At 29.2% G+C, this 16,419-nt stretch carries 10 protein-coding genes; 5 read left to right on the top strand and 5 right to left on the bottom strand.

The genetic code is table 11. The features are described from left to right. The first annotated feature begins 457 nt into the window (after positions 1-457). The gene (locus N4A57_RS15050) at positions 458-991 is read left to right on the top strand and encodes a hypothetical protein (RefSeq protein ID WP_293658849.1); all 534 of its coding nucleotides are present in this window, start codon (positions 458-460) and stop codon (positions 989-991) included. Between the two features lie 343 nt (positions 992-1,334). On the opposite strand, the gene N4A57_RS15045 is transcribed toward N4A57_RS15050, so the two are convergent. After that, complete coding sequence (locus N4A57_RS15045; RefSeq protein WP_293658848.1) at positions 1,335-1,649, bottom strand: hypothetical protein; 315 nt, start codon at positions 1,647-1,649, stop codon at positions 1,335-1,337. Between the two features lie 406 nt (positions 1,650-2,055). Here N4A57_RS15045 and N4A57_RS15040 point away from each other — a divergent pair, with 406 nt between their 5' ends. The 4 genes from N4A57_RS15040 (at position 2,056) to N4A57_RS15025 (ending at position 9,987) form a co-directional block, all read left to right on the top strand. Next, entirely contained in the window at positions 2,056-4,059 is a 2,004-nt protein-coding gene (locus N4A57_RS15040; RefSeq protein ID WP_293658847.1) for a methyl-accepting chemotaxis protein, read from the top strand. Between the two features lie 308 nt (positions 4,060-4,367). Continuing rightward, on the top strand, positions 4,368-5,957 hold the full coding sequence (locus tag N4A57_RS15035) for an AbgT family transporter (RefSeq protein WP_293658846.1): 1,590 nt from the start codon (positions 4,368-4,370) through the stop codon (positions 5,955-5,957). 313 nt (positions 5,958-6,270) lie between these two features. Further along, positions 6,271-9,024 (top strand): EAL domain-containing protein, encoded by a 2,754-nt coding sequence (locus tag N4A57_RS15030; protein ID WP_293658845.1) that lies wholly within the window; start codon positions 6,271-6,273, stop codon positions 9,022-9,024. A 144-nt stretch (positions 9,025-9,168) separates the two neighbouring features. Further along, positions 9,169-9,987: an EFR1 family ferrodoxin gene (locus N4A57_RS15025; protein WP_293658844.1), complete on the top strand. Its 819-nt coding sequence runs from the start codon at positions 9,169-9,171 to the stop codon at positions 9,985-9,987. An 85-nt stretch (positions 9,988-10,072) separates the two neighbouring features. Here the strand turns inward: N4A57_RS15025 and N4A57_RS15020 are convergent, their stop codons facing one another. The 4 genes from N4A57_RS15020 to N4A57_RS15005 form a co-directional block, all read right to left on the bottom strand. Continuing rightward, positions 10,073-11,578, bottom strand: coding sequence for a hypothetical protein (locus N4A57_RS15020; protein ID WP_293658842.1), 1,506 nt, complete (start codon positions 11,576-11,578; stop codon positions 10,073-10,075). A gap of 83 nt (positions 11,579-11,661) precedes the next feature. Next, the gene (locus N4A57_RS15015) at positions 11,662-13,194 is read right to left on the bottom strand and encodes a hypothetical protein (protein ID WP_293658841.1); all 1,533 of its coding nucleotides are present in this window, start codon (positions 13,192-13,194) and stop codon (positions 11,662-11,664) included. Between the two features lie 47 nt (positions 13,195-13,241). Continuing rightward, the gene (locus N4A57_RS15010; RefSeq protein ID WP_293658840.1) at positions 13,242-14,993 is read right to left on the bottom strand and encodes a glycosyltransferase family protein; all 1,752 of its coding nucleotides are present in this window, start codon (positions 14,991-14,993) and stop codon (positions 13,242-13,244) included. A gap of 525 nt (positions 14,994-15,518) precedes the next feature. After that, the gene (locus N4A57_RS15005) at positions 15,519-16,280 is read right to left on the bottom strand and encodes a YheC/YheD family protein (RefSeq protein WP_293658850.1); all 762 of its coding nucleotides are present in this window, start codon (positions 16,278-16,280) and stop codon (positions 15,519-15,521) included. Positions 16,281-16,419: the final 139 nt, after the last annotated feature.

Genomic DNA, 16,419 nt, shown 5'->3' with positions numbered 1-16,419 from the left:
GGTAATACCACCTTTCGTTAGAGTTTTTGGGAAAACACTACTTCGATAAGGGATATGGTATTACCTTTAGTTATTTTTTGCCTAAAATACCAAAGAATAATTATCCAAAAGAATAGACTATTTTTGTACAAAACTTACGTGTCTAAGCTAACATTTCTTTATAAATACTAGTTTCTTAATAAAGAAGCTAGTATTTTTTGGTGTTCATGTAAAAAATAGGGAAAAAGTCGTAGGAAATATATCCCATATATCCAGTTCTCTATTGCAAAAAATGTAGAATAATATATACTATGTAAAAGTGCAGAAATATTTCAATAAATTTCCAATTGGATTAAAAAGATTTATGCAAAACCTTGTTATAGTATACAATGATTTTTGTAAAAACATGGATGGAACTAATATGGTGTTTTCTGTAAGGGTATAATTTATAAAAATAGAAAGTAGAGGAGAATAAAATATGAAAAAAATTATAACTATATTTATGTTAGTGTGTTTAGTAGGAAGTATGATGGTAGGCTGTGGAAGCTCAGAGGCGGCATTTAAAACATTCACATCAGAGGATAGTAGTTTTTCTATAGACTTCCCAGGAGAACCTAAGGTTGAAACACAAACAATAGATACTCAAGCTGGAGAAATGAAGATAGAATTTTTTATGGTAGAAGAAAAGAATGTGGCATATAATGTTGCTCGTAACACAATGCCAGATGCAGTATTAAGTCAAGACCCAGATGTTGTAATGACTAATGGATGCAATGGTGCCGTAGCGAATACAGGTGGTACAAATGCTAATATAGAAGATATAACTATTGCTGGACATGCAGGAAAATACGTAACATATGATATTAATGCAGAAGGAAGAACTTTAAAAGCACATCAGCAAGTTGTTTTAATAGATAATGTAATGTATCAAACATCAGTAATTAGTGATGAAGATGATAAATATAAAGAGAACAGAGAAAAGTTTTTTAATTCATTTAAGGTGACAAAATAAATAAACTTAAAGCCTAAGATAAAACCATATTAAGAAGAAAAATCCGATTTTAACCGTCAGCCCATAGGGCTGGCGGTTTTAGGTTTGCAAGGCATGTTATCGAGCCCATTTTTTGGAATAAAACTTGCCATCTAGCTAATGCTGTAGGCAAGGATGTTTTGGGTGATGAAAGGATCTGAAGGAAGCTCATGGGAGTTAATGGAATCAAATGGCAGTGAACCAGTGTTGACAATCCATTCATTAATATGTTAAGAGGACAGATTATAATGTTCTTGTATTTATTGTGATAAGTTTTGCTAATATAAATACTCCTTGAGTTTGAATACTCAAGGAGTTATAAAAATTAATATAAGCCTCTATTGTTAGGGTTCATATTACCGCTTTCTTTAACTTTTTTCTTTGCGTGTTGAACTTCTGCTGTACCTACAGATGTGGAGTTACTTAAACCTACACCAGTTCCTGGTGTCATACCTGGAGAAGGTGTTTGTCCCATAGTTCCGTTGGTACCCATATTTTTCTTTGCATGTTGGATTTCTCCTTGACCTACTGAAGTGGAATTATTTAAACCCATACCTGTTCCAGTGGGCATACCAGAAGAAAGTCCTTGTCCCATAGGGTTACTGTTTTTTCTTGATTTAGGTGATTTACCTTTTCTCATTATTAATATACCTCCAATTATTTTGTTATAAGTTATCATGCTTACATATATTATTATGGGAATAATACGTATTATTATAAGATGTAAATAGTTTATAATTTTACTAATAATGTAAAATAGATAAAAGAGAATAATTATTGAATTATAAGAAATTTTATGAATATAGAAAGATCGGTTTTTTTCACATGGATAATAATGTGAAAAAACTGGTCTTTCTATTTATATGGGAGGTAGTGGTAATTGATTTTTATATTAAATAGATGTTAAAATGAAAAATGTAGAAAAATAGAGAAGAAACAAATATTTTGTATGAATTGCATTTAAAAGCTTTTATAAAAATGAGTATAAATATATTTTTACAGAATATGACCATTTATCACAAATATTACGTTAAAAGGAGAGTTTTATGAAATTTACAATTAAAAAAAAGGTAATTATTTTAATTCTATCATTAACAATTATACCCCTTTCGATTTTAGGAATAACATCCTATGTGAAAGCAAAAAATTCATTGGAAAATCAATTTAAGAGTTCTATGGAAGCCTTAAACAATGATATAAAGGAATCCACTGAAAATTACTTTGAAGGATATACCTATGGTATTGAAATGATTAGTAAAAATGTAGATGCTGAGCAGATTTTGATCCATCCAGAATATGAACCTTTCTTGATGGAGTTATTTGAAGACTACATAAGTAGTTATAAGGATGCTTCCTTAATTTATATGGCAACTATTGAAGGTGATTTTATAATTTACCCTAAGGTTCATGTGGCAAGTGATTATGACCCTAGATTAAGAGGGTGGTACAAAAAAGCTGTAGAAAAGAAAACTACAATTTTTACAGATATATTTACAGATCCAGTTAGTGGAAAGCTTGTAATTGCATGTGCAGCGCCAGTATATGAAGATCCAACCAAAAGTAAATTGGTAGGTGTAGTAGGTGTAACAATGCCTGTGGAGAGATTGGCTGAAAAAGTTAGTTCTATAAAAGTGGGAAAGAAGGGGTATCCATATATATTAGATTCTAAAGGGAACTTTATTACTCATAAGGACACTAAACTGATTGGAAAAGAAATACATATATCCCAAATAAAAGAAATTGTACATGGTAACTCAGAATCGGGAATTGTAGATTATAAATGGAAAGAAGCTGATGGGACCATGTCTCAAAAGTTTTCTGCCTACAAAAAAATGCCACAATTTGGATGGACCGTTTTATCGGCCATGTATATAGATGAAATTGAAGAGGATACAAAGGGGATACTAACTACCTCTGGACTAATAGGAATAATTATATTTATAATAGCAGCTAGTGCAGGAATATTATTTGCGGGGAAAATTACAAACAATGTAAAAGTAATAGTAGATACTATGAATAAGGTTAAAGATGGAGATTTTACTGTAAAATTAGACATAAAATCAAGTGATGAAATTGGAGTAATGGCAAATAGTTTTAATATTATGATAGAAAATGTGAAAGGTCTTCTATTAGATGCAAAAGAGGTTAGTGAAGAAGTATCAGGAGCGGCTATGAATTTAGCTGCCACATCAGAAGAAGTTAGTGCAAGCAGTGAGGAAGTAGCAAGATCTGTTGAAGAAATAGCAAAAGGAGCCAGCGAACAAGCAGGAGATGCAGAAGAAGGGGCAAGACTTGCATCTGAATTAGATGATAAATTTGATAAACTAGAAAATAATACTAATACTATGGCTAAAAATGCTAATGAAGTAATGGGCATAAATGTAGAAGGTGTTAGAGTAGTAAAGGATCTTAAGGAAAAGACAAATTTAAATAATCAATCTATTGATAAAATAGAAATAGCAATAAAACAATTAAGCGAAAAATCTAATGAAATTGAAAATATACTAGATACAATAAGATCCATATCAGAGCAAACAAATTTATTAGCATTAAATGCATCTATAGAAGCAGCAAGGGCAGGAGAAGCTGGAAAGGGATTTGCAGTAGTAGCTGAAGAAATAAGAAAACTTGCTGAAGGTTCGAGTATTGCAACGGATGAAATAAAAGGAATAGTAGATGCTATCCAACAGGAAAATAGAAATACAGTTCATATTATGAATGAAGTAAAAAATATTTCATTAGACCAGACAAAATCTGTACAAGATGTGAATAATGCCTTTGAAAAAATATCAAAATCAATAGATATTATTACAAATGAAATAGATGATGTTAGCAAATATGTAGTAGAGGTAACAAAAGATAAGGATTTAATTGTTAAGTCCATAGAAAATATTTCAGCAGTATCAGAAGAAACTGCTGCAGCATCTGAGGAAGTTAATGCCTCTGCACAACAGCAAGTTAGCACAATTGAAGACGCTGCACAAAGTGCACAAAAGCTAAATGAATTATCTTTAAAACTTAATAATCAAATAGATAAATTTAAAATGTAAGTTTATTTTAAAAGACCCCTGTTGCCTTTAGCAATATGGGTCTTTTGTGTTTTAAAGATTTCAATAATTAAGAAGAAAAAAATTCCTTCATATTATTTGTCATAATTAATAATAAGGCTATTAATTTTCCTATGTAAAATTGTAATATAAAAATAAAAGTAGAATATATTAACACTATATAGGGAGTGTATATCCTATATGCCAAACTTTCATGCTGGAATTTAGGGCTAGGCATTAATGGAAATGAAAGAAGAGATAAATGGGACGATTAAATTAATATTTCAACCAGCAGAAGAAGGGGGATAGAAATGAAAGGATTGATAAAGGAAAGAAAAGATGAAGGAAATATTAATTCTAGATTTTCAAATTTTATTAGGAGAATTGAGATTGTTGGAAATAAATTGCCCCATCCATTTACTTTATTTGTGGGGTTAACAATAATTGTACTTTTACTTTCTTATTTGTTAAATAAAGGTGGCATATCAGTGACATATATGGCCGCTTCTAGAAATGGAGGTGAGGCCCCTAAGAAAGTAACTGTAGAGGTTATGAACCTTTTAAGTTATGCTGGCATGAGGCCATTTGTAGAAAGATTTGTTAAAATCTACGTGGCATTTGCTCCCATTGGTTTAATAATGACCATGATGATTGGTATAGGAATGGTTGAACAAACAGGACTTATTAATGCTTTTATGAGAAAGACCATACTAGGTGCGCCATCTTATATGGTTACGGGAGTATTAGCAATTGTAGGAATTAATGCAAACCTAGCTTCTGATGCAGGTATGATTTTTACTGCTGCCATTGGTGGGGCCATATTTAAAGCTTTGGGACGTAATCCCAAAGTAGGTATAGTTACAGGCTTTGCAGCGGCATCTGGTGGTTTTACAGCCAATTTTATGATTGCAGGTACAGATGCCCTCTTAGCAGGGATCACTGAATCGGCTGCGGGGGGTATGGGAATTGATGCTCCAACACATGCCCTTATAAACTGGTACTTCATGATTGGAGCAACATTTGTTGTTACTTTCTTGACCGTATTAGTAACGGAGAAATTTACAGTAAAGTTTTTAGGTGATACGAACAATAAAGTAGATAAGTCATCCCTTGAAGAACATAAAGTAACAGAAAAAGAAAACAGAGGCTTAAGAAATGCGGGTATAACTGCATTAATATACATTGGATTTATTTTAATTTTAACAGTACCAGAAGGGTCATTCTTTAGAAATGGAGATGGGGGTATCTTACCTAAATCCACTTTGACTAAGGGCATTGTTCCAATACTTTTTTTCTTCTTTGTCTTTGTAGGTATTGTATATGGAAAAACCATAGGAGTAATCAAATCTGAAAAAGATATTCCTAAGATTATGGAAGATGGTTTAAGGGGTTCTTTAAGTTTTTTAATTGTGGCCCTTCCTGCATCCATGTTTATATATTTCTTTAAATTAAGTAATTTAACTATTATACTAGCAGTGAATGGTGCAGAATTTTTAAGGGCTTTAAATATAGGTGGTATGCCTCTTATAATTATGTTCATACTACTTTCAACAGTGATTAATTTATTTGTTACAAGCGGTTCAGCTAAGTGGTTAATATTAGGACCTGTATTTGTGCCTATGTTTTCAATTATGGGATTATCTCCAGCTTTAACCCAAGTTGCCTATAGAATTGGGGATTCGTCAACAAATATTATATCGCCCTTATCTTATTATATTCCAGTTATTATAAGCATAATGAATCAATATAAAACAGATGAAAAGGAAACCAACGGAATAGGTACAGTTATATCCTTAATGATTCCCTATTCAATTGCATATTTAATTGGTTTTACAGTATTATTAATTATTTGGTATTTTTTTAATATATCATTAGGGCCTGGAGTATCAATTTTCATGTAGAATAAACTCATATCCATAATCTCATTCCTAAGAGGAATGAGATTATTATTTTTATTAGGATATTTTTCATATGCCTTATAGATTTCGTATTTATAAACTTGCTTTATGAGGGCCTACTTCAGGAAAATATATTGAAAAAATTTTCCATTGTAGGCAAGTTACTGTATAAAACAAATTTACAACCAAGAAATCTATAATCAAATAACTTAAAGATTATTTAAAGAAATTTATAGAAAAAAAGGAATTTTTATTATAAAATAATAGGACAAACATGTTATTAGTGTTATGGTTAATAAGAGAGGAGATAAATAATATGAAGAATAAAAAAATTCTGTTCATGACAATCTTCTTTAGTATGATAATTGTACAGTTTACTTTATCCTATTCTTATGGATATGTAGGTGAAAATAGAGATAGAGATTTAGAAATGAACCAAGAAATTGAAAATCAATCTAAAGATATAATTATTATTGGTGATGATGCCAATTACCCTCCTTATAGTTTTTTAGACAAAAATGGTAACCCAGCAGGATTTAATATTGATCTGGCAAGGGAGGCCTTAGGAGTAATGGGTCTGAAGGCTGAATTTAAACTATCAGATTGGAATGTGGTTAGAAAGAATTTAGAAAATGGAAAAATTCATATGATCTCAGGTATGGTTTATTCAGAAGAGAGGGAAAAAATATATAATTTTACAACAAGGCATACCATTACAAATGGGGAAATTTTTACTAGAAGAGGAAAGGAAATTAAGGATATAAAAGAGTTAAAAGGCTTAACTGTAGTAGTACAGGAAGGTGGCATAGTTCATGAGTATTTAGCAGATCAAAATCTTCATATAGAATTTGTTAAGGTGGCCACCATAGGGGAAGCTTTAAAATTAGTTTCCATGGGAACCTATGACTATGGAGCTGTTTTAAAAGTTCCTGGTAATTATATAATAAATGAACATAAACTTGAAAATTTACAAGGAAATGGAATAGATGTGGCTAAAAATAACTATACCATGGCTGTACAAAAAAATAATGAAGATTTACTATTTACATTAAATGATGGTTTGAAAATTTTAAAGGACACAGGAAAATATGAAGAAATATATGATAAATGGTTAGGGGTATATGAAGAGAAAAGGTTATTAGATGAGATAAAAGAATATAGTTGGTTAATAGGATTAATAATATTGGTCTTAATTGTACTTATTATGGGCATATTTATTTTAAGAAGAATTGTAGAAGCGCGAACAAAGGAACTCACAATAGTGAATAAATCCCTTAGGGAAAATGAAATACAATTAAATGAATATAATGAAGAAATGGCCGCTGCATATGAGCAATTAATAGCATCAGAGGAAGCTTTAAGAGATCAATATGATGAGATAGAAAGGTATACTGAAAAACTGGAAAAGTTAAAACAAAAATATCAGATTGCTATTAAAGGTACGGATAGTGTAGTTTGGGAATATAATCTAGAAGATAGAACTATCTATTTATCCGAAGAAGTTAAAAATACCTATGGAATAGACATAAATGAAGAAGAACATGTTGATGAAATTTTAGATGAATTTTTTAATAAAGAGGAAAAAGAGAAATTAAAGGATGAGTTTAAAGCTTATGAAGAAGGTCACATGGAAGAAATACATTTAGAAGTAAAACTCAAAGGAATCTGTAATAATGTAAAATGGATATTGATTAGAGGAAAGGGAGTTTTTGGGGAAACGAAAAATTTAAAAGTTATAAGTGGGATTATCCTTGACATAACAAAATTAAAAGAGAAAGAAAAATGTATTGAGCATTTGGCCTATCATGATGTGTTAACTAATTTACCTAACCGATTAAAGTTTATGGGGAAATTGAATAGGCAAATAAATGAAAGTAGACCAGGGGCCATAATGTTACTAGACATTGATAATTTTAAAGAAATTAATGACATATTAGGTCATGTATATGGAGATGAAGTACTTAAAAAAGTTGCAAAGGAACTTATAAAAATTCAAGATGAAAAACTGTTTATATCTAGGTTTGGTGGAGATGAGTTTCTTATCTTGATAGAAGGGGAAGATGATGTTACAGAAATTGAAAATTATGCAAAGGAAATACTTGATGTATTAAAAAAGAGAATAATCATTGGAGAAAACCAAATACATATAAGTTGTAGTATAGGAATCACATTGTATCCCTTTGATAGCAATGATGTTAATCAAATAATAATAAATGCGGATGTGGCCATGTATAGGGTGAAGAATTTAGGTAAGAGTAATTATATGTTTTTTAATAGTGAGATGGCAAACAGGGTAAAGGAAAAAATAAAGATAGAACAAATGTTAAGAAAAGCTATTGAAGAAGATGGATTCAAGGTATTATATCAACCACAGGTTTGCGTCTTAACAGGGGAAATAGTAGGCTATGAGGCCCTTTTAAGAATGAAAGAGTATACCTTATCTCCAGCTGTTTTCATACCAGCAGCAGAAGAAACTAGTATGATAATGGACATTGGAAGGATAGTTGCAGAAAAAGTAATTAAACAAATAGGCGTATGGAAAAAGAAGGGGTTAAACATAAAACCTATAGCCATTAATTTTTCTGCAAAACAATTAAACGATCTAGGCTATATTGATTTTTTGCAGGATATATTAGAAAAAGAACATGTGGAAACTAAGTATATAGATATAGAAATTACTGAGAGTGTATTTTTAGAAAAGAAGGATGAGACTATAGAATTCTTAAATAGATTAAAGGCTTTAGGAATTGGAATTTCCTTAGATGACTTTGGAACAGGTTATTCATCCCTTAGTTATCTTACGTTTTTGCCAGTGGATAAAATAAAGTTAGACAAATCTTTAAATGACAAGTTTTTAGAGCTGAAAAACATTTCAGTTATGGATAGTATCATTTCTTTAGCCCATAGTTTAAACTTAAAAGTAGTAGCAGAGGGCATTGAGGATATGGAACAATATAAGAGGCTTAAAGTTGGAAAATGTGATTATATTCAAGGGTATGTATTTAGTAAGCCCTTAGAAGTAAATAAAGTAGAAGAAATACATAACCATAATTTTTTGAATATGCCTTAATAAATAGAAAAATTTCCTCAGAGAGACTTCCGAGGAAATTTTTCTATTTAATGTGCCTAAAGATGGGATTAGGAACTATAGAATAATAACTCTAACAGTAGTATAATAAAAGTTGGCCAAGAAGGTTAATGAAGGGGGATTATAATGAGGAAAAGAATTAACACAATGTATTTTAGTGCTACAGATACAACTAAAAAAGTAGTTGAGGAATTAGGAAAGAAAATTGCAGAGAATATGAATAGGGAAATGAGTATAAATAACATTGATTTTACTTTACCGTTAGTAAGAGAAAATCAAGTATCATTTAATGAATATGATATAGTAATAATAGGAGTTCCCGTTTATGCAGGGAGAGTTCCTAACGTATTACTAAAATACCTAAACTCTATTATGGGTAATGGTGCACTAGCCATTCCTATAGTCCTTTATGGAAATAGAAATTATGATGATGCTTTAATAGAATTAGGAGATATTCTTCAATCAAATGGATTTAAAGTCATAGGAGCAGGATCATTTATAGGAGAACATTCCTTTTCTAAAACCCTTGCAAAAAATAGACCTGATGAAGAAGATATGATCATAGTAAGGGATTTTGCCAATAAGATATACAAAAAGATAAGAAGGGGAGATAAATTTGAAAATGTAGAAATAAAGGGGAATAAACCCTATAGAAAATACTATAGACCTAAAAATGAAAAGGGTATGCCTGTTGATATTAGAAAGGTTACGCCAAAGACAAATGATAATTGTATTGATTGTAAACTTTGTGCCAATGTATGCCCCATGGGTTCCATAGATTTTCAAGATGTATCTAAATTAAATGGAATTTGCATTAAATGTGGTGCCTGTATTAAAAAATGTCCTACTAATGGAAAATATTATGATGATAAGGACTATTTAAGACATAAACATGAGTTAGAAATTGATTGTACTTACAGAAGAAAACCAGAATTATTTATATAGTTATATAGGTAAAATATGAGATTATAAATTTATTTTAGTATAAACACGACCCTAGTTAAAAATCCCCTAGGGTCGTTAATTTGTATTATATTTTTTTATCAAATTCTTCTATTCTTTCAATGAACTTATGATTTACATTTTCACATTTTTCATAGGGATGATTTACATTAAAAATTTTAGGAATGTGACAATTTAAATTATAGTCAATTGTAGTTTTAATGTTTTCTATAATAAAATATTTTGGGATGTCCTTAATTGCTGGACAATGGGTAGTAATAATTTCTTCAATTTCTTTAGAAAAAGGAAGTGATAATTTTTTAAAGGCTGGTTGGATAAAACTTTCATAAATTGGGAATTTCTTATTTCCATATCTATACTTAAGAATCAAGAAATTACGATAGCCTCTTTGGGAAGTTCTTTTTCTAACATCTTTAGGGTTAATTGATGCAATTATATGATTAAATCCTTCACTGTAACCTATAGAAGGATGCCAGGGATAGTTGCCATTTTCTGCAGGTTTTAGATCTTTTGTATTTTTTAATATATTTTTAATATATGAACTTTTTGAAAAGAAGTAGTCAATATCAATGTCGTATTGTTCATGACCAGTATATAAACTATAATAAACATATTTAGCACATTTATAACAATTTCCACACCACTTTATATTTGGATTTCCAGTAGTTTCACACATCATAATATATTTAAGTATGTGTGGGTATCTTTTGGCTAAAATTTTGAATGCTACAAAATCTGAAATTGCATAACTTAGATTGTTAATTGAAACATGAGTTTTAAAAAATGAATTAATTCTTTGTGATAAATAATTATCATACTCTGGACGAGACCGCCTAAAATTAAATTTAGTAACATTAGAGTTATAATATCCAGTTGTATAATTAATAAACTCGTTACTGTGAGTTAAGAGAGAAATATTATATTTAATAATTACAGGCAAAACTGTACCTGTAAATAGAGCTGTATGGGGGCTATAAATATGAGATTCATTTGTCAAAATCGATTGAAAATCTGAAATTATCTTTTGTATCTTAACATTGAAATCTTTTTTTAAAGGATTTAAAAGAAGATTTTCTCTCCTATTGTCAAATTTGTTTATAGAATATTTATCATGACCAAATACATAAGAAATAAGCAATATATCTTTAATTCCATATATTTCTGAAAGAATAGAGAAAGTGCAACCAGAATCCTTTCCTCCTCCAAAGAGAGTACCTACTTTAGAATTAGAGTTATCACCATTTGTTTTCAATTCTATAGAGGGCTTATCTGACAAGGGAAATATTGTAATCTTACTAGCATTATGAAAATTTATCCAAGTTTCAGCCATAAAAGATGGGATACTATGGGGAAAAATAAATAAAACATCTTCTTTACAAATATTAAACATTGGAACCATTAGAGCAAGGAAAGTATTCCAGTAAACTTCAATAGGAAATTTTTCTATATTTAACCCTTCGTATTTAAAATAGAAATCATTTTTTTTAAATAAGGAGATAGTTTTGTTTGTATGCCAGAAGAATCTTACAGTATCTCTTTTTATTTCTGGATATTGTACTTTAACAATTATCATTTTCTACACCTCCTATGAAGCTGTAATGATACTTTCAAAATAATAATATAATACTATTTTATTAATGAAGCTAGTATTGTCATCTATAATTTATTATTATTTTTATTGTTAGTAAGCTCTTCTATACCTTGAAGTAACTTATTACTCACACTATGAAGATATGTGTTTTTTTCATGATTTTTAATAAAAATTTTAGGAATATGACAATTTAAATTATAATCAATTGTAGCCTTACCATTACGTATATTAAAATATTCTGGCATTTCCTTAATTTCTGCACATTGGGTAGTAATAATCTTTCGAATTTTTTTAGAAAAAGGAAGTGATAATTTTTTAAAGGCTGGTTGGATAAAACTTTCATAAATAGGGAATTTCTTATTACCATATCTACTCTTAATAATCAAGAAATTACGATAGCCTTTTGGAGAAGTTCTTTTTCTAACTTCTTCAGGGTTAATTGATGCAATTATATGACTAAAGGATTCAAGGTAACCTATACAAGGGTGCCATGGATAGTTGCCATTTTCCGTAGGTTTTAGATTTTTTGTACTTTTTAATATATTTTTAATATATGAACTTTCTGAAAAGAAGTAGTCAATATCAATGTCATGTTGTTCATGACCAGTATACAAGCTATAATAGACATATACAGCACATTTGTGACAGTTTTTACACCATTTTGCTTTTGGATTTTCAGTAGTTTCACACATCATAATATGTTTAAGTATGTGTGGGTATCTATGGGCTAAAAGTTTAAATGCTACTAAATCTGAAATGAAATAGCTGAAGTTCTTAATTGAAAGATCAGTTCTGAAAAATGAATTAATTCGTTGTGACAAATAACTATCGTATTCTGGACGAGACCGTTTAAAATTAAATTGAGTAACTTTAGAATTATAATGACCAGTTGTATAGCTAATAAATTCATTACTATGAGTTAAAAGAGAAATATTATACTTAATAATCACTGGTAAAACTGAACCTGTGAATAAAGCAGTATGAGGAATATAAATATGAGATTGATTGGTCAAAGTTGATTGGAAATCTGAAATTATCTTTTGTATATTAACATTTGAATCCTTTTTTAAAGGTTTTAAAATCATATTTTCTCGTCTTTGATTAATTTTATTTATAGCAGATTCATCATGGCCAAATACATAAGAAATAAGTAATATATCTTCAATTCCATATAATTCTGAAAGAATAGAGAAAGTACAACTAGAATCTTTTCCTCCTCCAAAGAGAATACCTACTTTAGAATTAACAGTTGTAGAGTTGTTATTGATTGTTGCCAATTCTTTAGAGGGTTTATCTGATAAAGGAAATATTGAGATGTTACTAGCATTATGAAAATCTATCCAAGTTTCAGCCATAAAAGATGGGATACTATGGGGAAAAATAAACAAAACATCCTCTTTACAAAGATTAAACATTGGAACCATTAGGGCAAGGAAAGTATTCCAGTAAACTTCAATAGGCATTTTCTCAATATTTAATCCTTCATATCTAAAATAAAAATTATTTTTTTTAAATAAGGGGATAGTTTTATTTGTATGCCACAAAAACTTTACAGTATCTTTTTTTATTTCTGGCCATTGGACTCCAACAATTATCATTTCTTATACCTCCTATTTGAGCTAATAGTAGCTTTTATAAAGTATGTCTATATGGTTACGATTTTTTTATAATCATCTGTATAGGCAATGATTTTACACTTTTTTAATAATTCATCATCACTTATTTTCCAACTATGTTTTTCTAAAGAAGATTTTCTACAAAATACATGATTAAACCTATCCGTTGCATATATATTAAAACCATGAGCTTTACAGTCTCTTAAAAACTGTGTATCTTCACTTTTGGAATTATTAATAAATTTGACTCTATTAAATACTTTTTTCTTGAAGGTTAATGTGGAGCCAGTTACAAATTGCATATATCTATTTTCTATATTAGGATATATTAATGCTAAAATCTTCCTGTCTTCAAAGTATACATGAGTTGAATATTTGCCAACTACTGATGCGTTGGTATAAGTAAAAGTATTAATTAGATCAATTAAATAGTTAGGTGCGTAGTAGTCATCATCATCAAACTTGGATATTATTTCAAACGTTGACTGTTCAACTCCAAAGTTTAAACATTTTCCTAGTGTTATATATTCATCTAATTGAAATACTCTTACATTTTTATATTCTTTAGCTCTTTCTTTCCATTCTTCAATATGAATATTATTGTTGTTTATAATGATAATAAGTTCTTTCTTACTATAGTTTTGGTTCTCATAATTTTCGAATATATTATGAATATTATTAGGACGATTAGTACATGTAATTATAGATACTCCAGGTGTATCTTCTTTTTTATAATTTAGGTTGATTTTATCAACTATTGTTTCAAGCCTATGTCTATAAGTATGCTTCTTAAATATTGCTCTTTGCCCTAGTAATGATAATTTGTCTCTTAAAACCTTATCTTCTAATAACATTTTCAAATATTGTTCTGTATCTTGTTGCGTTTCACATATTTTAACTATATTTGGAAATAAATTTTTTATTCCTAATGAATAACCACTAAGAATATTAGTTCCGCATACTAATAACTCAAAGACTCTCCTTGAAAACATTGTAGGACTATTACGTGACGAATTAACATTTAGAAAAATATCATACTTTTTATAAGTATGAATCATCTCTTTATAGGGAAGGGATCCTTTAATATAAGGTGCATATATATATGGGAATTTATAGTAATTCAATTTTGTGAGATTATAATATCTATCATAAATATGTAGTCCATATTTAAGTGAGGGCTTTAATAAATTTTCTAAATCTTTTCTTCGTTGAGGCAATTTTTGGGCATACCAACTACCTGCATAAGCTACTTTTCCTAATTTTTCTGTATCCTTATTAATTGGATTATGGACTTTAGGTTGAGCTGCAAATGGTAAGGTGTAGATATTATTATGATTAACTACTTCTTTGTAGTCACATATACAATTAGAATCTGTAGTGAAAATATAATCAAAAAGTTTAGCTGCTTCCATGAACTCATGAAAGTGCCCAGGGTCTTCTTTATTCCAGAAGACTGTAGGTATGTTATTATTTTTACACCAATTAACCAAATTCTTTAACATGTTATTTTCTTTATTTTTTAAGTTTATTATTTTACCTCTCCATTGGCCATTGTGACCGGTCCAAGCTGATTCAACTAATAGAAAATTAGGTTTTTCTTTAATTAAGGTTTGTTTCCAGTTATAACTGCCTAGAGGAATTAGATTGCATTCATACTTAAAACATTCATAACTAAAATCATCTAAAATACAGGCCACCTTCAAATTTTGAATAGTAATAGTATCTTTTTTTAGTTTGTTTTTTTTATAAGGATATTTATTTTCTTCTCTATCTTTAGGCATTTTTTCACCTCATTATTAATTATTAATTCTTATTAAAAACTATTTTGAAAATTACTAGTAATTTGGATAACTACAAAATGTTTTTCTATTTTATTTGTATGACTATAAATGTATTTTGTTGCAGGAAAACTGTATATTTTCTTCAAAATTTTATTTGCAAATATAACTTTATTTTAGTTTTATATTATATATGGCAGAAATATGAGAGTATACATATCTTAAAAGATATATATGCGAAATTAAAATCTATATAGATTTCGTATTTATAAACCAGCTTTATGTGTGCCTATTTCAGGAAAATATATTGAAAATCTTTTCCACCCAAGTCCTTGTCACAAGCGAAAGTGTGAATCTTCGTAGATAGGGTCATGAGTCATGTTAAAGTAGAATAAGATGTTGTGACGTTCCTCAATTCCAAAAATTTTCAATATATTTTCCCTTATAGGCAAGTTACTGTATAAAGAAAGCTTAGTGTTACGAAATCTATAGACTAGGAATAGTTACTAAATGTTTATTATCTATCTACTATTTTTTTGATAGAAATATTGTATATTCCAATACTGATAAATAATTATTAGAATTACCTTTTCTATCAGCTCTATCAATTGAACCCTGAGCAGGGATTTTATTGGCTTCCAAAATCCATATTCTGCCGTCTTTATCTATGGCCATATCCATTCCCAATTCTCCAGTTCTACCATACTCTTTTTCAATATATTTAGCAATTTTTATTGTAGTTTCCCCTATTGCCTTTTCACTAGGAAGGTAGTTTCTATTATTGGTGGATTCATAAATTTTTTTGTATTTCTTTGATTCTCCTCCAATACAATGATTTGTTATGGTAAATGAACCATTTGCAATTCTTGCCCAATAGTCTGTAACTTTCCACTGATCACTACTATCCCTTTGTATCAACACACGTAGGTCCATATTACGACCTTTATATTTAAATAGGTGAATCCCCTGTTGAACAATAAAATTTTTTCTACTTGTAAATTTTTCAACTATCTCTTTTAATTCTTTCATGCCACCTAATTCTTTTGATCTTAATCCATTTTTGTAAAAATTAATTATATATCCATTATTTTTCTTATCTATTGATAAAACTTCTACTCCTGAACTGCCATGAAAAGATTTTAAAAATATAAATCCATATTTATATAGCATTTTTTTTACATCTTCGAAACTTTTATAAACAATTGTCTCTGGTAAATAGGCATTTAATTCTGGATATTTGGATAATCTCTTGAACAAATTCCACTTGTCTATACGCCTATTACTGTTTATTAACTCATATTTCGTACAACATATATTTCCAAACTAGTATGCAGTCATACAATTGAATAATATTCTTATAATGGATTATTATTCCAGTGATTGGCTGCATACTTATCCTGTTAAATTTATACCATATTTTTCAACTACT

It is taken from the genome of Anaeromicrobium sp. (assembly GCF_025210435.1).
Taxonomy (GTDB): Bacteria; Bacillota; Clostridia; order Peptostreptococcales; family Thermotaleaceae; genus Anaeromicrobium.
The sequence above is the reverse complement of the archived record's forward strand: the minus strand, read 5'-3'. Positions and strand labels throughout refer to the sequence as shown.

What these genes read in the sequence shown, in the direction of transcription:
- N4A57_RS15050 (WP_293658849.1), top strand. Translation starts at nt 458, where the DNA reads ATGAAAAAAATTATAACTATATTTATGTTAGTGTGTTTAGTAGGAAGT.
- N4A57_RS15045 (WP_293658848.1), bottom strand. Translation starts at nt 1,649, where the DNA reads ATGAGAAAAGGTAAATCACCTAAATCAAGAAAAAACAGTAACCCTATG.
- N4A57_RS15040 (WP_293658847.1), top strand. Translation starts at nt 2,056, where the DNA reads ATGAAATTTACAATTAAAAAAAAGGTAATTATTTTAATTCTATCATTA.
- N4A57_RS15035 (WP_293658846.1), top strand. Translation starts at nt 4,368, where the DNA reads ATGAAAGGATTGATAAAGGAAAGAAAAGATGAAGGAAATATTAATTCT.
- N4A57_RS15030 (WP_293658845.1), top strand. Translation starts at nt 6,271, where the DNA reads ATGAAGAATAAAAAAATTCTGTTCATGACAATCTTCTTTAGTATGATA.
- N4A57_RS15025 (WP_293658844.1), top strand. Translation starts at nt 9,169, where the DNA reads ATGAGGAAAAGAATTAACACAATGTATTTTAGTGCTACAGATACAACT.
- N4A57_RS15020 (WP_293658842.1), bottom strand. Translation starts at nt 11,578, where the DNA reads ATGATAATTGTTAAAGTACAATATCCAGAAATAAAAAGAGATACTGTA.
- N4A57_RS15015 (WP_293658841.1), bottom strand. Translation starts at nt 13,194, where the DNA reads ATGATAATTGTTGGAGTCCAATGGCCAGAAATAAAAAAAGATACTGTA.
- N4A57_RS15010 (WP_293658840.1), bottom strand. Translation starts at nt 14,993, where the DNA reads ATGCCTAAAGATAGAGAAGAAAATAAATATCCTTATAAAAAAAACAAA.